The 18313-nt window shown below is 72.3% G+C and carries 18 protein-coding genes; 6 read left to right on the top strand and 12 right to left on the bottom strand.

Annotated elements, in window-relative coordinates:
* Window positions 1-37 precede the first annotated feature (37 nt).
* Complete coding sequence (locus ACI1MP_RS11775) at window positions 38-1249, top strand: glycoside hydrolase family 3 N-terminal domain-containing protein (RefSeq protein WP_404868635.1); 1212 nt, start codon at window positions 38-40, stop codon at window positions 1247-1249.
* A 57-nt stretch (window positions 1250-1306) separates the two neighbouring features.
* On the opposite strand, the gene ACI1MP_RS11770 is transcribed toward ACI1MP_RS11775, so the two are convergent.
* From ACI1MP_RS11770 to ACI1MP_RS11735, 8 genes are all read right to left on the bottom strand, one after another.
* A complete protein-coding gene (locus tag ACI1MP_RS11770) occupies window positions 1307-1873 on the bottom strand; it encodes a DUF6584 family protein (protein ID WP_404868634.1) in 567 nt (188 codons plus the stop codon).
* 64 nt (window positions 1874-1937) lie between these two features.
* On the bottom strand, window positions 1938-2450 hold the full coding sequence (locus ACI1MP_RS11765; protein ID WP_404868633.1) for a DUF6584 family protein: 513 nt from the start codon (window positions 2448-2450) through the stop codon (window positions 1938-1940).
* A gap of 51 nt (window positions 2451-2501) precedes the next feature.
* Window positions 2502-2822 (bottom strand): multidrug efflux SMR transporter, encoded by a 321-nt coding sequence (locus tag ACI1MP_RS11760; RefSeq protein ID WP_100589396.1) that lies wholly within the window; start codon window positions 2820-2822, stop codon window positions 2502-2504.
* On the bottom strand, window positions 2822-3490 hold the full coding sequence (locus tag ACI1MP_RS11755; RefSeq protein ID WP_380344562.1) for an HAD family hydrolase: 669 nt from the start codon (window positions 3488-3490) through the stop codon (window positions 2822-2824). Before ACI1MP_RS11755 ends, ACI1MP_RS11760 begins: the two co-directional genes overlap by 1 nt.
* A gap of 233 nt (window positions 3491-3723) precedes the next feature.
* On the bottom strand, window positions 3724-4791 hold the full coding sequence (locus ACI1MP_RS11750) for an ABC transporter ATP-binding protein (protein ID WP_404868632.1): 1068 nt from the start codon (window positions 4789-4791) through the stop codon (window positions 3724-3726).
* A gap of 22 nt (window positions 4792-4813) precedes the next feature.
* Window positions 4814-5641: an ABC transporter permease gene (locus ACI1MP_RS11745; protein ID WP_198520667.1), complete on the bottom strand. Its 828-nt coding sequence runs from the start codon at window positions 5639-5641 to the stop codon at window positions 4814-4816.
* Window positions 5629-6588 (bottom strand): ABC transporter permease, encoded by a 960-nt coding sequence (locus ACI1MP_RS11740; RefSeq protein WP_404868631.1) that lies wholly within the window; start codon window positions 6586-6588, stop codon window positions 5629-5631. The genes ACI1MP_RS11745 and ACI1MP_RS11740 overlap by 13 nt, the downstream gene beginning before the upstream one ends.
* An 8-nt stretch (window positions 6589-6596) precedes the next feature.
* Window positions 6597-7763, bottom strand: a complete 1167-nt coding sequence (locus ACI1MP_RS11735; RefSeq protein WP_100589400.1) for an ABC transporter substrate-binding protein — start codon at window positions 7761-7763, stop codon at window positions 6597-6599.
* Window positions 7764-8052: 289 nt separating this feature from the next.
* Here ACI1MP_RS11735 and ACI1MP_RS11730 point away from each other — a divergent pair, with 289 nt between their 5' ends.
* Together ACI1MP_RS11730 and ACI1MP_RS11725 are read left to right on the top strand one after the other, a co-directional pair.
* Window positions 8053-8820 carry a GntR family transcriptional regulator gene (locus ACI1MP_RS11730; RefSeq protein WP_043910058.1) on the top strand — a complete coding sequence of 256 codons (768 nt, stop codon included), beginning with the start codon at window positions 8053-8055 and terminating at the stop codon, window positions 8818-8820.
* Between the two features lie 43 nt (window positions 8821-8863).
* Entirely contained in the window at window positions 8864-9274 is a 411-nt protein-coding gene (locus tag ACI1MP_RS11725) for a RidA family protein (RefSeq protein WP_404868630.1), read from the top strand.
* Here ACI1MP_RS11725 and ACI1MP_RS11720 read toward each other — a convergent pair.
* Complete coding sequence (locus ACI1MP_RS11720) at window positions 9271-9474, bottom strand: hypothetical protein (RefSeq protein WP_100589402.1); 204 nt, start codon at window positions 9472-9474, stop codon at window positions 9271-9273. The two genes, ACI1MP_RS11725 and ACI1MP_RS11720, sit on opposite strands and share 4 nt — an antisense overlap.
* Before the next feature lie 115 nt (window positions 9475-9589).
* On the opposite strand from ACI1MP_RS11720, the gene ACI1MP_RS11715 reads away from it, so the two are divergent.
* Both ACI1MP_RS11715 and ACI1MP_RS11710 read left to right on the top strand, forming a co-directional pair.
* Window positions 9590-11908 carry a SpoIIE family protein phosphatase gene (locus ACI1MP_RS11715; RefSeq protein WP_380344546.1) on the top strand — a complete coding sequence of 773 codons (2319 nt, stop codon included), beginning with the start codon at window positions 9590-9592 and terminating at the stop codon, window positions 11906-11908.
* Between the two features lie 157 nt (window positions 11909-12065).
* Window positions 12066-13649, top strand: coding sequence for an MBL fold metallo-hydrolase (locus ACI1MP_RS11710; RefSeq protein ID WP_404868629.1), 1584 nt, complete (start codon window positions 12066-12068; stop codon window positions 13647-13649).
* Window positions 13650-13750: 101 nt separating this feature from the next.
* Here ACI1MP_RS11710 and ACI1MP_RS11705 read toward each other — a convergent pair whose 3' ends face one another.
* The gene (locus tag ACI1MP_RS11705; RefSeq protein ID WP_404868628.1) at window positions 13751-15328 is read right to left on the bottom strand and encodes a TauD/TfdA family dioxygenase; all 1578 of its coding nucleotides are present in this window, start codon (window positions 15326-15328) and stop codon (window positions 13751-13753) included.
* Between the two features lie 139 nt (window positions 15329-15467).
* On the opposite strand from ACI1MP_RS11705, the gene ACI1MP_RS11700 reads away from it, so the two are divergent.
* Entirely contained in the window at window positions 15468-16154 is a 687-nt protein-coding gene (locus tag ACI1MP_RS11700; protein WP_404868627.1) for an SMI1/KNR4 family protein, read from the top strand.
* Between the two features lie 7 nt (window positions 16155-16161).
* Here the strand turns inward: ACI1MP_RS11700 and ACI1MP_RS11695 are convergent, their stop codons facing one another.
* Window positions 16162-16881 carry an HNH endonuclease gene (locus ACI1MP_RS11695; protein WP_404868626.1) on the bottom strand — a complete coding sequence of 240 codons (720 nt, stop codon included), beginning with the start codon at window positions 16879-16881 and terminating at the stop codon, window positions 16162-16164.
* Window positions 16878-18224: an AAA family ATPase gene (locus ACI1MP_RS11690; RefSeq protein WP_404868625.1), complete on the bottom strand. Its 1347-nt coding sequence runs from the start codon at window positions 18222-18224 to the stop codon at window positions 16878-16880. Before ACI1MP_RS11690 ends, ACI1MP_RS11695 begins: the two co-directional genes overlap by 4 nt.
* Window positions 18225-18313: the final 89 nt, after the last annotated feature.

Below are 18313 nucleotides of genomic sequence, written 5' to 3'. Positions count from 1 at the left end.
GCTGGCTCCCGGCGTATTCACGTGCTTATCTGACGGTATGTCGCTCTCACTGAGGTCGGTCGGCCTGCTCGCTCTCGGCCTGACGCTGCTCACCGCCTGCGGATCGCCCGGCACCGGCGGCAGCAGCCCGTCGCCGGCCCCCGCGACCACCGACGCCGCGCCGACCGAGAGCCCCCTGCCCGCAAGCCCGTCGCCGAGCCCGACGACCAGCCCCGAGCCGACGCCGTCCCCCACCGCCGGGACGAACTCCGCCGACCTCGCCGGGCAGCGGATCGTCTACTCCTACCCCGGCACCACCCCGCCCGCCGCGCTGCTGCAACGCATCCGCGAAGGCCGGGTGGCCGGAGTGATCTTCTTCGCCGAGAACGTCGGCAGCGACCCGTCCGTGCTGCGCACCGCCGTCAACCAGCTGCGGCAGGCCGAACAGCAGAGCCCGCATCCCCGGCCGCTGCTGCTGATGACCGATCAGGAGGGCGGCCTGGTCCGACGGCTGCCCGGCGGGCCCGCGCAGTCCGCGAAGGACGTCGGCCGCGCCGCCGATCCGACCGCCGCGGCCACGGCCACCGGCAACCAGGCCGCCGCCACGCTCGCCGGCTTCGGACTGAACCTCAACCTGGCGCCCGTGCTCGACGTCTACCGCACCCCCGGCGACTTCGCCGACAGCGCCCAGCGCTCCTACAGCACCGACCCCGCGGTCGTCGGCAAGCTCGGCTCCGCCTTCATCAAGGCCCAGCAGGGCGCGGGCGTCGCCGCCACCGCCAAGCACTTCCCGGGCCTCGGCAGCGCCCCCGCCGGCGCCAACACCGACGAGGAACCCGTCACCCTCACCGTCCCGCTCAACCAGCTGCGCAGCGTCGACGAGCGGCCCTACCGGGACGCGGTCGCCGCCGGCGTCGAACTGGTGATGCTGGCCTGGGCGATCTACCCCGCGCTCGACCCCGGCACCCCCGCCGGCCTGTCCGGCACCGTCGTCCACGACGAGCTCCGCACCCGCCTGAACTACCAGGGCGTCACCGTCACCGACGCCCTGGAGGCCAAGGCCCTCGACCCCGTCGGCGGCACCGACAAGCGCGCCCTCGCCGTCGCCCGGGCCGGGGTCGACCTGATCCTCTGCTCCGCCCGCGACGTCGGCCAGGGCGACCAGGCCGCGGCCGCCCTGGCGGGCGCGCTGGACTCCGGGGACCTCGACCGCGACGAGTTCACCGCCTCCGCGGACCGGGTGGACGCGCTGCGGGACTCGCTCAAGTAGCGGACGGCGTCGGCGGGTTGAGGAATCCCCGGCGCCCTGGAGGCCTTCCGGTGGGGGTCAACCGAGCTGGTGCTGGACCAGCGCGATCAGGGCCACCCCGGCGGCGATGAACAGCGTCAGCCGGAACGCGGCGACATGCATCGGCATTTCGGGCGGGCGCGGCGCGAACCGGGGGACCGGTGCCCGGTGTACGGGCTGCCGTGGCATCGGACGCGGCGGCAGGGGCGGGGCGACCGTCGCCGCGTCGTCCGGGTGGTCCGGCCAGTCCGGCTGCCGGCCGGTGGCCTGCCGGTGCAGGGCGGCGAGACGACGGCGGGCGAGCGGGGTCGCCGGCGGGGTGTGCTCGGGGTCGGGCCAGTGCAGGACGGCCAGGCGCCGGGCCGGGTCGCGGAACCGGCGTTCGAAGGCGGCGAGTTCGTCGGCGGTCAGCGACTCGTCCAGGTAGTTCCACCGGCCCGACTCGTCGAGGCAGTGGATCCAGCGGTACGACCCGGCGAGGCGGTGACGGACGGTCAGGTCGGTCGGGCGGCTCTCCAGCAGGCCGCGCAGTCGGCGCCGGGCCAGGCCGAGCCGACCCTCGCGCAGGTCCGTCTCGGCCTTGGCCAGGGTGGATTCGACGCTCATGACGGTGATCGTCCCGGGCGCGCGGACGAGGCGTCAATCGGCTTTCCGGCGCGGGCCCGTCCCGTCACAGGAGCCACCGGGCGGTGGTGACCGCGCCGATCACGGCCAGCGCGAGGAGGACGGCCGCGACGGCCAGGCAGCCGGGCAGGAGGAAGTCCCGCGGCTCGTCCTTCGGGACCTTGTCCGCCGCGGCGGTGTACAGATCGGTCCAGGCGACGGGGCCGCCGTCGCCGCCGACGGCCGTCCCGCGGAGGGCGGCGAGCCGGGCCCGGGCCGTCTCCGTCGGGGCGTGCTCCTCGGGGGCGCGCCAGCACAGGGCGATCATCCGGCGCAGCGGATCCGGGTGCCGGGCCTCGAACGCCGCGGTCTCCGCCGGGTCGGCGGACTCGTCCAGGTAGTTCCAGCGCCCCGCCTCGGCCGGCTCGCCGTACAGGCGGTACACGGCGGCCAGCCGGCGACGCACCGTCAGGTCGGTCGGGTAGTGCTCGACCAGGCTGCGCAGCCGCTGCCGGGCCATCGGGACGCGGCCCGCCGCGAGATCGGCGTCGGCGCGGGCGAGGGTGGCGTGCAGCGGCATGCGGGGATGCTCGTCGACCGGCGGCGCGGCGGTCAATCCGAGGTGCGCAGCTCAGTGCGTGGAGCGGAGGTTGAGCAGGACCACGCCGGCGATCACCAGGGCGATGCCGCACCACTGCAGCCGGCCCAGGGACTCGCCGAAGAAGGTGGCGCCGATGGCCGCCACGGCGGCCGTGCCCGCGCCGGACCAGACGGCGTAGGCGACGGAGACCGGTATGTGCTTGAGGGCGCGGCCCAGCAGGTAGAACGACAGCACGTAGCCGGCGCCGACGGCGAGGCTGGGCCACAGCCGGGAGAAGCCGTCGGTCAGCTTCAGCAGGCTGGTGGCGCAGACCTCGCTGGCTATCGCGAGCGCGAGCAGCAGGTACGGCATCAGGACGCCGGGCCGGCGGTGAGGGCGCCGAGGAACGCGAGATCGGCGTGTTCGAGGCTGTCCAGCACGGTGATGCCGTCGGCGGCCGGGATCGGGACGGTCGACGGCACCGCGAGGACGGCGCAGCCGGCGGCGCGCGCGGAGGCGACACCGGTCGGGGTGTCCTCGACGGCGACGCAGGCGGCCGGGGCGAGACCGAGGCGCTCGGCGGCGGCCAGGTACGGGTCCGGCGCGGGCTTGGTGCGGGGGGTGTCCTCGGCGGCGAGCGTGGTGGCGAACCAGTGCGGACCGAGGGCGTTCAGGACGAGATCGACGACGCGGCGCGGGGACGCGGACACCAGCGCGGCGGGGACCCGCGCCTCCCGGAGCGCGGCGAGCAGGGCGAGAGCACCCGGGCGGGGGACGATCTCGGCCTCGACCTTGGCGGCGAACGCATTGTTCAGGTGCTCGACCAGATCGGCCTCGGGGCGGCCGGTGAGACTGCTGCGGTGCAGGTGGGCGGCGGTGTGCTCGACGGCCTGGCCGAGGACCTCCGGGAGGTCGGCGTCGGTGAGGGTGAGGTCGAGCTCGGCGGCGAGTTCGGCTGCGGCCTGCCACCAGAGGTGCTCGGTGTCGACCAGGGTGCCGTCCATGTCGAACAGGACGGCGGCGGGGCGGGATGCAGGCATGGCGGTACCTTACGTGGGCTCATCGGGCGACGGGGCGCAGGGGCGTTGGGCGGTGCACCCGGCTGTCGGCGGGCGGCTGCGGCGTGCGGTCCTCCGCTTCGCGCAGTTCCCCACGCCCCTGACGGGGCACGGGACTTCAGTGGCGCCGACCTTCGTGGGCCCGGGACTTCGGAGTGCCGGGCCGGCCGGCCCGGAGGGCGACGTTTCTCCGACCGGGCGCGAGTCGCCGTCCGTCAGGACCTGCGGTCGACGAGGACCGGGCGGTCGGGGAGGGCGAGGGTGGCGTGGGTGCCGAGGGGGAGGGCGACGGCGGTCTCGGTGGGGAGGTCGGACTTGATCTCGGTGCCGTCGGGGAGGCGGACGGTGAGGCGGGTGACGGCGCCGAGGAAGGAGGCGGCGATCACCTGGGCGGGGCCGTCCGCCGCGGGGGTGAGCTCGACGTTCTCGGGGCGGACCAGGACGTCCAGGTCGCCGTCGGCGGGGAGGTCGCCGTCCACGGGGTGGCGGCGGCCGAGCACCTCGACCTGGCCGTCGGCCGTGCGCACGCACGGGATGCGGCTCATGGTGCCGACGAACTCGGCGACGAACGCGGTGGCCGGCCGCGAGTACAGCTCGGAGGGCGTCGCGCACTGTTCGAGCTGTCCGGCGCGCAGCACGGCGACCCGGTCGGCCATCGAGAGGGCCTCCTCCTGGTCGTGCGTCACGAACAGGGTGGTGATGCCGAGTTCCTGCTGGAGGCGGCGGATCTCCTCGCGCAGCGAGAGGCGGACCTTCGCGTCGAGCGCGGAGAGCGGCTCGTCGAGGAGCAGCACGCGGGGCTGGAGGGCGAGGGCGCGGGCCAGGGCGATGCGCTGCTGCTGACCGCCGGACATCTGGTGCGGGTAGTGCTCGGCGCGCTGCGGCAGGCCGACGAGTTCCAGCAACTCCTGGGCGCGCCGCCGGCGTTCGGCCTTGGCGACGCCGCGCATGCGCAGGCCGAAGGCGACGTTGTCGGCGGCGGTGAGGTGCGGGAAGAGGCTGTAGGACTGGAACACCATGCCGGCGTCGCGCTTGTGGGCGGGGATCCGGGTGATGTCCTCGCCGTCGACCAGGACCTCGCCGGAGTCGTGCGTCTCGAACCCGGCGAGGATGCGCAGCGCGGTGGTCTTGCCGCAGCCGGACGGGCCGAGCAGGGCGAGGAGTTCGCCCGGCGCGACCGTCAGGTCGAGGCCGTCGAGGGCGGTGGTGGTGCCGAACTGCCGCCGCAGCGAGCGGAATTCGACGGTGGCGCTGGTGGTGGGGGCGACGGTGGCGGTGCTCATGGGTGGTGGTCTCCGGGGAGGCTCAGGAGGCGGTGGCGGTCTTGTGGCGGCGCTCGCGGCCGGCGGCGGCCAGCAGGAGCAGCAGCACCCAGGTGATCAGCAGGCTGAGCACGGACACCGCGACGGACATCTGGCCCTGGCTGTTGCCGACCGAGTAGATCCACACGGCGAAGGGCTGGTAGCCGAGGATCGAGGCGGTGGTGAACTCGCCGAGGACCAGGGCCAGGGTGAGGAAGGAGGCGTTCAGCAGCGCGCCGCGCAGGTTCGGCAGGATCACCGAGAACACGGCCCGGGGCCAGCTCGCGCCGCAGTTGCGGGCGGCCTCGACCAGGGTGCGGACGTCCACGGCGCGCAGGCCGGAGTCCAGGGCGCGGTAGGCGAGCGGCAGTGCCATCAGCACGTAGGCGATCACCAGGACCAGCGGGAACTGCGGCTGCTGGATGAACACGAAGGTCTGGAAGAACGGGGTGTCCATCAGGTAGTCCGGGCCCCAGCGGAGCACGCCGATCAGGCCGGCGGTCAGGGCGACCGGCGGCACCACCAGCGGCAGGGTGCAGACCACTTCGAGCACCGGGCGGAGCTTCGGCGAGCCGAGCCGGACCGCGATCATCGCGGGCACCAGCAGGAGCAGCAGCACCACCACGGTGACGACGGCGAGTTCCAGGGTGAGGACCAGGCTGTCGGTGAAGCCGGGGGCGGACAGCAGGCCGGTGTAGGCGTCGAAGGAGATGCCGTTGACATCGTCGATCGAGAACCACACCGAGGCGGCCATCGGGATCAGGAAGTACAGGCCGGCCAGCAGCAGGACCGCCCCGCGCCAGACCCGCAGACGGGAGATCAGCTGAGCCATCGGGCACTCCGGCGCTGGAGGGGCAGGTAGACGGCCATCACCAGGACGGCGACGATGATCATGTCCAGGCTGAGCGCCAGCGCCAGGTTGCCCTGGCCGACCAGCACGTTGCCGGACAGCGCGTCGGCGATCTGACGACTGATCAGCGGGACGGTGGCGCCGACCATCGCGGCGGCGGTGGCGTACGCGGCGAACGCCGAGCCGAACAGCAGCACGAAGCCGCCGAGCAGCGAGGGGAACAGGATCGGCAACGCGACGTGCCGCCAGTACTGGAGGCCGGTGGCCCGGTTGTTCTGGGCGGCCTCGCGCCACTGGACCCGCAGGCCCTCCAGGGCAGGAGTGATGGTGAGCACCATCAGCGGCACCAGGAAGTACAGGTAGGCGACGGTCAGGCCGGTGAAGCTGTACAGCGACCAGCCGTGGTCGGCTAGGTGGAACATCCTGGTCAGCTCGCCGGCGTTGCCGAGGGTGGCGACGAAGGCGAACGCCAGCGGCAGGCCGCCGAAGTTGGCGAGCACGCCGGAGGCGGTCAGCACCGCCTCGCGCAGCATCCGGAACCGGGAGGTGAGCACCGCCTGGGCGATCGGCACGCCGACCGCGGTGCCGATCAGTGCGGTGAGCGCGGACAGCTTGATGCTGGACAGCAGCGCCGTCCAGTAGGCGCCCTGCACCGAGTCGGTGACGTTGGCGGTGGTGAACGAGCCCGCGCCGGTCTCCGCGTCGCTGGAGACGGTGAACGCCCCGGTGACGATGGCGACGGCCGGCAGGCCGAAGCCGATCAGGAAGAACAGCAGCAGTGGGACGGTGGCCAGCCAGGACTTGCCGCGCAGCAGGCGGCGTCCGGCGGGCCCGGGGGTGGGGGCGGTGGTGGCGGTGCCGGTGGCCACCGGGCCGCCGCTGAGGTCAGCGGCGGCCGGGGCCGGCACCGGGGTGGGAGCCGTGGTCATGTCGGTGATCAGCCCGCGATCGCCTTGGCCCAGTTCTCGGTCACGACCTTCTTGGCCGCGTCGATCTGCTCCGAGCTGGGGAAGGTGGTGAACGGCTTCTCGACGACCGGCAGCTTGGCCGCGGCGGCCGCGTCCAGGGAGCCGTCCTTCTTCATGGCGTCGAACAGCGCCGGGGTGGCGTAGCCGCCCATGAAGCCGTTCTGGCCCTCGACCGAGTAGAGGTACTCCATCCACAGGCGGGCGGCCGCCGGGTGCGGGGCGTCCTTGTTGATGGCCTGGTTGTAGAACTGGGCGTAGGAGCCGTCGGAGGGGATCGACACCTTCCAGTCGATGCCCTTGCCCTTGAACTCGTCGGTGTAGCCGGCGTTCAGGTACGACCAGTCGATCGAGATCGGGGTCTCGCCCTTCTCGACGGTCGCCGGGGTGGACTCCACCGGGTTGAAGTTGCCGGACTGCTTCAGCTTGGCGAAGAAGTCGATGCCGGGCTGGATGTTGTCCAGCGAACCGCCGTTGGCGAGCGCGGCCGCGTACACGCCGCCGAACGCCGAACCGGACTTGGTCGGGTTGCCGTTCAGCGCGACCTGGCCCTTGTACTCGGGCTTGAGCAGGTCGGCGAAGGTCTTCGGGCAGTTGGCGACCTTCTTGGCGTCGCAGCCGATCGAGACGTAGCCGCCGTAGTCGTTGACCCGCAGACCGGCCGGGTCCTTCATGGTGTCCGGGATCTTGTCGAAGCCCGCGACCTTGTACGGGGCGAGGAGGCCCTCCTTGGCGGCGGACAGCGCGAACGCCGAGCCCAGGTCGAGGGTGTCGGGCGCACGGTCCTGGCCCTTGCGGGACTTGACCGCGTTGATCTCGTCCTGGCTGGAGCCGTCCGGGTTCTCGTCCTCGATCTCGATGCCGTACTTCGCCTTGAAGTCGTCCATCAGCTTGCCGTAGTTGGCCCAGTCCCGGGGGAGGGTGATGACGTGCAGCTTGCCCTCCTTCTTCGCGGCGGCGACCAGGCCGTCCATGCCGCCGAAGTCGGCGAGCGAGGTGGCGGTCCTGGCGTTGCCCGAACCGCCCTTGGCGTCGCCGGACTTGGCGGTCGAGCCGGCGGAGCCGCAGGCGGAGAGGGAGAGCGCGGCAGCGGTCAGCACGGCCGCGAGGGCGGCGGCGCGGTGGCGGTGCACGGTCACGGGGAGGTCTCCTGAAGGAAGGGGAGCTGCAGAGATCACGAGAAGGCGTTCGGTGCGAAGCGCGGCATGTCGCGGCCAAGTTGGCCAGCCAACTTCCGTCGCCCGAGGTAAGTACGCCCGAGGCCGGTGACGGGAAAGTGAACGGACGGCCCAGTACAGGGGGCGGCTGTCGGAACGGTCGCGCCCGACGCCGGACGGCGCGGCGGCAGCGGCTACAGTCAATGGTGTACGCGCGATCACGCCGCGGACACAGCCCAATCTCCTTACCAGCCAAGGGAACTCGACGCACGTGGCACTCGAACAGGACAGCGGGGCCGGCTCGCTCTACCGCAAGGTGGCCGCCGACCTGCGCGAAGCGATCACCTCCGGCTCGTTCGGCGACGCCGGACGGCTGCCGGCGGAGGGCGCCCTCGCCGAGCAGTACGGCGTCTCCCGGGGCACCGTCCGTCAGGCCCTCGCCCTGCTGCGCGCCGACGGACTGGTCACCTCCCGTCGCGGCACCCGCCGGGTCGTCCTCGGCAGCGCCCGCGTCCAGTCCTTCTCCGAGCTGCTCTCCTTCACCCACTGGGCCCGCTCCATGGGCGAGGAGCCCGGCGGCCGGCTGGAGTCCATCGTCCGCCGCCCCGCCGACGCCGCGGAACGCGAACAGCTGCGCCTCGACCCCGGCGCCGAGGTGTACGCGATGCTCCGGCTGCGCACCCTGTCCGGCACCCCCGTCATGGTCGAACGCACCGTCTACCCGCCCCGGGTCGGCGAACTCGTCGCCCAACTGCCGCCCGACGCCGTCTCGCACACCGAACCGCTGCGCGAACACGGCATCCTGTTCAGCGACGCCGACCACACCATCGACGTGGTCGGCGCCAACGCCGACGACGCCCGGCTGCTCGGCTGCCGCCGCGGCAGCCCGCTGCTGCGCGAGAAGCGCCGCACCACCGATCCCACCGGCACCCCCGTCGAGTGGTCCCAGGACCGCTACCTGCCCGGGACGGTCGCCTTCTCGATCCACAACTCCCTTGCTTCGTCGGCACTTTCGCGGCACGCCCGGGAGAGCGACTGATATTCGGATGCGGACTGTCCGGTGCGCGGGCGACCATCGACGGATGACCGACATCACTCGCATCAGCCCCGCCGAACTCCACCCCACCGCCGGCTACGCCCATATCACCGTCGTCGAGGCCGGCCGCACCGCGCAGCTGGCCGGCCAGTGCCCGCTGGACCGCGACGAGGCCCTGGTCGGCGAGGGCGACCTGTTCGCCCAGATCGACCAGGTGGTGGCCAACTCGCTCGCCGCCCTGGCCGCCGCCGGGGTCGGCCCGGAGCGGGTGGTCCGCTCCGTCATCTACGTCGTCAGCGACCGGAGCGAGGTGCTGGGGGCCGCCTGGGCCCACCTCCAGGCCGGCCCGCTCGCCCCGGCGTTCGCCACCGCCAGCACGCTGCTCGGCGTCGCCGCGCTCGGCTACCGCGGCCAGTTGGTGGAGATCGACCTGACGGCGGCGCTGCCTCAGCCCTAGCTCCGGGACAGGACGGTGTCCGTCCAGCGGCGCAGTGAGGTGAGCAGTGCGCCCAGGCGCTGCATCCCGCCCGGGAACGCGGGCAGCACCAGGACGGCGGGCAGGCACGCCACGGTCACCAGGACCACGGGCACCAGGGCCAGGGACACGACCACTGCGCGCTGGCAGGCGGCCAGCTGTCGGACGACTCCGGTGAACATCAATGCGCCTTTCGCTGCGGACCGTTGAGGTTTTCTCCTACTGTTCGGTGCAGGCCGGGGTTGCACCAGGTGCAACGGATTGCCACTTCCCGGCAACGGTCGGGGAGAGGACTCCATGACGCTCGAACCGCAGGGCGGCGAGCCGGAAGTGGCGGCGTTCACCGCCTTCCTGGGGCAGTTGTTCCAGGGGCTGCGCATCTCGCTCACCCGCTACGCGGCTCGCTGCAACCGCGACAAGGGCAGCGTCTCGCGCTACTTCAGCGGGGCGCGGATCGCCCCGAAGGACTTCGTCGACGAGCTGCTGCGTCAGGTCGCCGAGACCACCGGGGAGTCCGTCACCCCCGAGGTCCAGGAACACGTCCACCGGCTGCGGATGGAGGCGTTGCGGGTCCGCAACGCCTCCCGGCACGAGGTCGAGCAGCTGCGGGACCGGCTGGGCGCGGCGGAGCGCGAACTCCAGTTGGCGGGCGTGCGGGAACGGCACCTGCTGCGCTCCCTGGAGGCGACGGAGGCGCAGGCGCAGCAGGCCGAGCAGCGCTACCGCCGGCTGGAAGCGGACCGGGCCGCCGCCCGCTACGGCGCCGGCGAGCTGGAACGCTGGGCGGACGGACCCGAGACCGAGCAGGTGCGGGAAGAACTGCGCTTCCTGAAGCGGGAGTTGGACCTGCTTCGGGCCGAGCTGGCGCGGGCCCAGACCCTTCGCCACGACGCGGAGGAGCAATGCGTCCGCCTGGAGGCCCGCCTGTTGGCCGCCGAGGCCGCGTTGGCCACGCAACGGGCCCGCCACGAAAGGGAGTTCAGATACCGGGCGGAGCTGGAGTCGCCGGGCGCGGTGTTGACGCGGGAGTTCGCCCGCCGGGTCGGCACCACCGTGGACCTGGACACCACGGCCGCCGAGCTGTGCGAGGTGTTCGTGCCGGCCTGGGCCGACCTGGCCACGGTCTACCTGCGGACCTCCTTCGTCTTCGGCTCCCACCCGGAGGGCGAGCCGTCGGTGTGGACCTCCACCTTCCAGGTGGTCGGCCACGGCGGGGACAGCGTTCGCCTGCTCGGGCGGTCCCCACGGATGGGTGCGCTGCTGCGGATCGAGCCCGGCACTCCGGCCGGGCGCGCCCTGAAGGACGGTGAACCCGTTCTGGCCCCGGTGGACGAACGGCTGTCCGGGGCCGGCCCGGAGTCGTCGGTGCTGGCGCTCCCGCTGATGGTTCGGGGGCGGGTGTTCGGGGTGCTGCAACTGGTGCGGCTGTCGGGCCGAGCGCCGTTCGAGTCCGCCGACGTCCTCCCGCTGCACGGACTCGCCGAGCGCGGGGCGCTGCTGCTGGACAGCGCGCGGCTGCACCAGGCGGAAGCGCGGCTGGCCGAGGCCCTGCAGCGTTCGATGATCCCGCTCGACCCGCCCCGGATCGCCGGAGTGCGGGCCGCCCACCAGTACCTGCCCGGCGATCGCAGGGCCGGGGTGGGCGGCGACTGGTTCGACGTCATCCAACTGGCCGGCAACCGGGTCGCCCTGGTGGTCGGCGACGTGATGGGCCACGGCCTGGAGGCCGCCCAGACGATGAGCCGGCTCCGCGCGGGGGTGCAGGCCTTCGCCCTGCTCGACGTACCGCCCGCACAACTGCTGCGCCACCTCGACGACCTGGTCCTGCGCCTCGGCGTCGCCCAGCCGGCCACCTGTCTCTACCTGGTGTACGACCCGATCGCCCGGCGGTGCGAGATGGCCTCGGCCGGCCATCTGCCCCCACTGCTGCGGCACCCGGACGGCAGCGTCGACTGGCTCGACCTGCCCTCCAACCTCCCGGTCGGGATCGGGGGGCTGCCGTTCGGCGCCGTCACGGTGGACGTCCCGGACGGATCCGTGCTGGTGCTCGGCTCCGACAACCTGCTCCCGCTGCGCGACTACGACGGGCTCGGGGAGTTCGCCGACCGCTGCGCCGACCTGATCGGGCCGGAGTCCACACCCGACCAGGTGTGCGAGGACCTGCTGAACGACCTGTCCGCGACGGCGCGCAGGGACGACCTCGCCCTCCTGGTGGTGGGGCTCGACGGCATCCCCGCGGACCGAGTGGCGCACTACGAACTGCCGGCCCGGGCCCAGGAGGTGCGGGCCGCCCGGCAGTTCGTCCGGGACCGGATCACCGACTGGGGCCTGGAGGTCGACGTCGACGCCGCCGAACTGCTGGCCGGCGAACTGATCGCCGACGCCGTACTGGTGGCCGGAGGACCTGTCAGGGTGCGTCTGGTGCACACCGACCGCCTGCTGGTCGAGGTCACCGACGACCACCACCGGCTCCCCGTCCTGGCGGTGGTCGACCCGCTCGACGAGGAGGCCGATCGCGGTCTGCTGATGGTGGCCTGGCGCGCCGACCGCTGGGGGGCCGAGCCCCGGGCCGGCGGGCGGACGGTGTGGTTCGAACTGTGGCCCCGGGGGCGCTAGGGCCTGTCTTCTCCAGCAGCAGCTTCCAGTAGTTCTCCACCTCGCTTCCGGTGCCCGGTGCCACGGTGACCGGGGCCCGTCCGGCGGGACGCTCCGGACTCCCCGCGCGGAAAGGGCCGGCCGAATTCGTGTTTCCGACAACCGTGGAAGATCACTGATGGAAGAACAGCTGAAGTATCTGCGCTCCCGGACCATCGTCGAGCCGCTGGTGGACCGGTTCTACGCCTGGCTCTACACCGTCGCGCCGGTGCAGGCGGCGATGAACCTGGCATTCCGGCAGGTTCCGCTGCTGGAGTCGTACCTGCAGTCCCCGCAGGTCCACATCGCGGCGAGCAGCAACCCCGAGCTGCGCGGCGGTTACTACGTCAACATCCCGGAGGAGCGCGTCGAGGAGGTGCGCGAGCTGCTCGCCACCATCAAGCGCGACCGCGCCGACATGCTCCGCTTCGCCGAGGCGATCGCCGAGGGCCAGGAACTGCTGCGCGCCAACGCCACCGGCTTCGACCTGACCCCGCTCTACCCGCAGCTGCCCGCGGAGCTCGGCGGCATCGTCGAACTCGCCTACGACACCGACAACCAGGCCGCGGTCCGGTTCATGGAGCCGCTCGCCTACCTGAGCCCGGCCTACACCGAGGCCCGGCAGTCCGTGCAGCTCTCCCTGGAGCCGGACACCGAGCGTCCGTTCATCCTCAGCACCCCGCGCCTCACCGACCCGAACGTGCTCGATCTCCCGATCCCGTTCAACCACCCGGGCCTGACCGAGCTGTTCAAGTCCCGCGTGCACGGCGCCACCCTCGGCCACCTGCGCGCCGCCCTCGGCCTCGACGACGCCCAGACCGAGCAGCTGCTCGGCCTGCTGGCCGACGAACCGAGCCTGTCGACGGACCGTCACATCGGCGAGGGCGGCCGGATCCGCTACTTCGGCCACGCCTGCCTGGTGCTGCAGACCCCCGAGGGCGCCGTCGTCACCGACCCCTTCATCTCCGCGGACAACTCGCAGGGCGACCGCTACACCCTCGACGACCTCCCGGACTTCATCGACCTGGTGCTGATCACCCACGGCCACCAGGACCACATCGTGCTGGAGACACTGCTTCAGCTGCGCGGCCGGGTCGGCGCCATCGTCGTTCCGCGCCCCTCCCGCGGCAACCTGGCCGACCCGTCGATGGCCCTGGTACTGCGCCACCTCGGCTTCGAGGTCATCGAGGTCGACGACTTCGACGAGGTGCCGTTCCCCGGTGGCAAGGTCACCGCGACCCCGTTCCTCGGCGAACACTGCGACCTGGACATCCGCAGCAAGTCGACCTACTGGGTGGAACTGGCGGGCCGCAAGATCTTCGTCGGCGCCGACTCCTCCGGCATCGAGCCGAAGCTCTACCGCTACGTCCGCAACCACCTGGGCAGGGCCGACATCGCCTTCGTCGGCATGGAGTGCGACGGCGCGCCGCTGACCTGGCTGTACCAGGCGCTGCTGACCAAGCCGGTCACCAAGAAGATGAGCAACTCCCGCAAGCTGTCCGGCTCCGACGCCAAACAGGCCGGCGACATCCTCACCGAGCTCGGCGTCGAGGAGGCCTACGTCTACGCGATGGGCGAGGAGCCGTGGCTGGGCCACGTCATGGCCACCACGTACAACGAGGACACCTACCAGATCAAGCAGATCGAGGAGTTCCTGGAGTGGTGCCGCGGCCGCGGCATCAAGGCCGGCCACCTGTACGGTCAGCAGGAGTGGCGCTGGTAGCAGCGACGGGGCGGTGTCCGTCCGGCGGCGCAGCGGCGTGCGCGGCGCCGGTCTGCGGCGGACACCGCCCGGGACTGCGGGCAGCAGCGGGCCGAGCCGGCTCAGCTCATCAACTCCAGCAGCAGCGGCCGGAATTCGGCGAACGTCGGGGCTCCGGCCGAGGGGTCCTTCGCGGCCTCGTCCCAGCGGCGGACGGCCACCGCGTCCGCGGCGAACGGGCCGGCGGCGAACTCCTCGGCCTCGGCGGAGGTCATCGGGCCGCCCTGGAGGCCGAGGGTGTGGACGGAGGCGGGGGAGAGCTTGGCGAAGTAGTCCGGTTCGGCGGTGCACAGGTAGCGCTTGGCGGGGACGTGCAGACGGACGGGTTCGGTGACAGCGGGCGGGAAGCAGCGGGAGAGCCAGGCGGCGGCGGTCGCGCCGTGGCGGTTGTCGGCGCCGGCCATCAACTCCAGGCCGCTGCCGTGGAAGTGGCCGATGTCGTGGAGCAGGGCGGCGGCCACCAGTGCGGGCGGGGCGTCGGCGGCGCGGGCCAACCGGCCTGCCTGGAGCATGTGTTCGGCCATGGTGACGGCCTCGCCGAGGTACTCGCCGGCGCCCTCGCCGGCGAACAGGGCCTCCAGTTCGTCGAGCGCGGCGACGTTGCGGCGCAGCACGGAGAGGGTGGAGGAGAGCGAGTCGAGGTCGGCGTAGCAGCCCTGGAGGTGGCGGCCGCCGGCCTGCTCGAAGGCGGTGCGGGCGTGCAGCAGGCGGGTGTTGTCGAAGATCAGGCAGTCGCCGGGGCCGAGTCGGAACTCCAGTTGGAGCTCGGGACGGAGGGTGATCCCGGCGAAGCGGCGGTACGCGGCGTAGAAGGCGTCGAGTTCGGCGCCGTGGAGCGTGCGCAGGGTGTCGATGGAGCGGTTGTTGAAGCGGATCTCGCGGATCGCGCCGCGCGGGTCGAGCCCGATCATCGGCATTTCGGCGGCCAGGTCGGCGGTGCGGTCGCGGTAGCGGAACGGCACGGGGGTGCGGGCGAGCAGCGCGAACGCCTCCGGGTCCTCCTCGCGGAGCAGCGCGGCCGCGCGGAAGCCGTCGACCAGGCCGGAGTCGCCGCCGGCGGCCTCGTTGCGCAGGCAGTGCAGCAGCTGGAGGGTGGGGACGGGATCGCGGTACGGGTTGTCGGTGTGCGGGGCGATGGCGGCGTCGGTGAAGGCGAAGTTGACCGCGTCGGGCTCCACCCGGACGTCGAACAGCTCGCCGTAGTTGGTGTCCCGGACGTAGCCGAAACTCCGTGCTACGGCGAGGACTCGGCGCTCCTCGACGGGGACGCCGCGGAGCACCGCGAAGCCGGACCGGCGGACGGCGGAGAGGACGGCGATCTTCTCCTCCGGGTCGGCCAGGTAGCTCGACCAGTCGGCCTCGGGCAGGCCGCGGGCGAAGTCGGCGGCCTCCCACAGGCGCTTGCCGTGCTCGGTGCGGTGGTCGCCGTCCTGATCGGCGGCGTCCCAGCCGGTCGGGTAGAACGAGCGGTGGCCGTCGGACCACAGCACGCTCAGCCCGGCCCCGTCCTCGGTGGCCTCGGCGGCGGTCAGGTCGTCCGGCAGGTCGCCGACCTGGAACCGCTTCTGCCCGCTGCGCGGGTTGCGGCACTCGGCGCACGGGCAGTTGTCGCGCAGCCAGTAGGGGTGGGGGACGGACATGGGAGCAGCCTCCGGTTGTACAGACAACTTGGCGTGGCTGCTCAGCCAAATGCCCGTTCGCGTACACCGGTTGCCCGGCCGGTGAACGGTCGGCCACCGGCAGCCGAACCCTGTCCGTGCCGGGCGCTAGCGTGCAGTCATGACGCTCGACCTCGTCCGCGACCTGCCCGCCGCCCTCGCCGACCGCGCCGCCGCCTGGCGGCTGATCGCCGACATCGCGGCCTTCTGGGGAACCCCGCTGCTGCCCGACGGCGGCTGCACCGACGCCGAACTCGACGCCGCCGAAGCCCGGCTGGGCCTGGAACTGCCCGCCGCGCTGCGCGAGGCGTACCGGCTGATCGGCAACCGCCCCGACCTGACCGGCAACCAGGACACCCTGCTGCCGCCGGACCGCTTCTACGTCGACCAGGACTGCCTGGTCTACCGCGTGGAGAACCAGTCCTGCGCCTACTGGGGCATACCGCTCGCCGCCCTCGACCGGGCGGACCCGCCGACCGTGGCCTGGCCGGACGTCGCGCCATCCGTACAACTGGAGATCACCCCGTGGACGGCGAGCTTCTCGACCGAGTGCCTGGCGGTCGTCCTCACCGAGCCGCTGTTCGACGAGGACGCGTACGTGGACTCCGGCCAGCTCGATCTCGCCGGACTGGTCGACTGGGTGGAACTGCCGCGGCTGTGCGAGGCCGGCATCGACTCCCGGTTTTTCGCCCGCCCGGACGCCCTGCTGGTCATGCAGGGCGACTCTTGGGTGGCGATCCGCGCGACGAACGAGGAGGCTCTGGAGGCGCTGTGCGAACGGCTGGAAGCCTCCTGGCTCGAACGCTGACGATACGTCAGAAGCCGTGTGCGGACCGCCAGGCGTCAAGCGCGGCCACCGTCCGCGGTCCGACGACTTTCGGTGCGACTGTCGGCTTCAGCCGGGTCATCGCGTGGACGACGTCGATGAACGGGGAGTCCAGCAGGGCCCGTGCCACCCGGTCGGCGTGCGCGTCGCTGTCCTGGACCAGCAGGTGCCAGTCGCGAATGTTGGAGCAGGCGCGGTCGAAGGCGTCCAGGCGGCCCTTGACCAGCTCCCGGCGGTTGAGGCCGAACACCTCGATCGTTTGCTGTCCCTTGGGGGAGTTCTTCACCGGCACGTACTCGCCGCTCAGCAGGAGCAGCATCAGGTGGTCGGCGGGGTCCTCGGCCGTCGGGTCGATCAGTAGGCAGGTGCCGCTGTGGTCCACCGGGTAGAGCTCACGCTTGGCGTTGCTGTTGCAGTAGGAGCAGGCGAGGAGGTGGTTCGCCCAGTCGAAGGTCCGCAGTGGGGCCTTCTCGATCGGCTGGAAGTGGTCGATGTCCGTGGCCCGGCTGTCGTCGCAGTACATGCACCTGACGTTGCCGCGGGCCATCGGCTCCAGCGCGTCGCGGACGCGCCGCTTGGGCGTGTGCGCATTTCGCCACAGTTCGCGGGCCGTCTTCGAGGTGCCGCCCTCGGTGGAGACCCGGCCGGTCCACTTGGTCAGCAGCTTCTCGGCGTCCGCCGACAGCGGTATCCGCCGGAGGGGGATCACCGGTCCCGCTCCAGCCTGGCCGACACCTCGGCGACCCTGCTGCTCAGCGAGCTGGTGAGCAGTTCGCCCAGACTCCGGTACTCGGCGACCTCCTCCGCGGAAGCCGTCTCCGTGTACACCTTGGTCTCCAGTGCGACCAACCGCCTGCGCCGCTGCTCGGCGCGGCTGGAGTAGGGCGTCTCCAGACCGAACAGTTCGGACAGCACCGCGTCGTCCCCGCTGCCGTAGACGACCCGCCGATAGAGGTCGTCGTCGACGACCTCGGCCGGCTGCTGCTCGTCCACCCCGGGCAGGCGGATCAGGCCCTCCGGGTCTGCGGCCTGGCAGATGTAGGGGCTGTGGCTGGTGACGATGAACTGGATGTTCGGGAAATGCTCCTGAAGCCAGTCGCCGATCTTGCGCTGCCAGGTGACGTGCAGATGCGCATCGACCTCGTCGATCAGCACGACACCGGGCGACGTGATCGCGAGGCCCCCGCTTCCTGTTCCGGATACGGTCAACGAGCCGTAGGTATGGTGGAGTTGGCGGGTGATGTCGAGGACCAGGGCTGCGACTGTCCGGTAACCGTCGCTCATCTCCTTCAGCGGGAAGCGCCGACCCCCACCGCCCGCCTCGGCCACCCACAGGCCGTCCGCCGTCACGTGCTGAATCTGGTACCGGTCGGGCAGCAGTCCGTCCTTCAGCAGTTCGAGCACGAGGTCGAGCAATTCCCCGGCGCCGCCTGCCGGGGAGCCCTCCTCGAACATGCGCAGGCGCAGATCGATCAGCCAGGCCACGCCCTCGGCCAGTGACGCGTCCTCGTGGAAGAGCGTGGCCAGACGGCCGCTCGGGCCCTGATTCAGCATCAGGCGCTGGGCCTCGCTGGAGCCTCCGGTGAGCCGCCGGAACGGCCCGTAACCCGCGCAGAACCAGCCGATCGGGTTCTCGGCCCAGGGGCCGCGGGGGCCGTTCTTGATCCTGGGTGTCAAGGTGTCCATCACGGGTCGGGCACCGTGGTCCTGGTCGGCGGACGGTGGCGTCCACCGGAGCCCCAGGGAGATCTCCCGCTGCGGCGTGTTCCCGGGGCCGACGAAGCCGTCCACAGACGGCTCGTGGGTCACGTTGACCTCCACCTCGCCCCGCTTGGCGCCAGTGGTCACCCACCCGGTGAAGTCCGTCACCAGGGCCCGGGCGACACCCGGACCCCCGAGCGCCAGCGCGATCGCCTGGAGCATGGTGGACTTGCCCGAGCTGTTGCGTCCGGCGAGGACGGTCCAGCCGCTGTGTCCCGCCAGCGGCAGGTCCACGGCCCGCTTCCCGCTGAAGCCCTTGATGTTCCTGAGCTGGACCCTGGTGACGTACACCCGCACTCCCTCTTTGTTCCGGACGGCCGACTCGGTCCCGGCGCGGGCCGGCCGGCGCGGACCAGGCTCTCACGAGGCCCGTCGCACCT

Source organism: Kitasatospora griseola (assembly GCF_044999035.1).
Classification (GTDB): domain Bacteria; phylum Actinomycetota; class Actinomycetes; order Streptomycetales; family Streptomycetaceae; genus Kitasatospora; species Kitasatospora griseola.
This window is presented reverse-complemented; position numbering and strand designations above follow the sequence as displayed.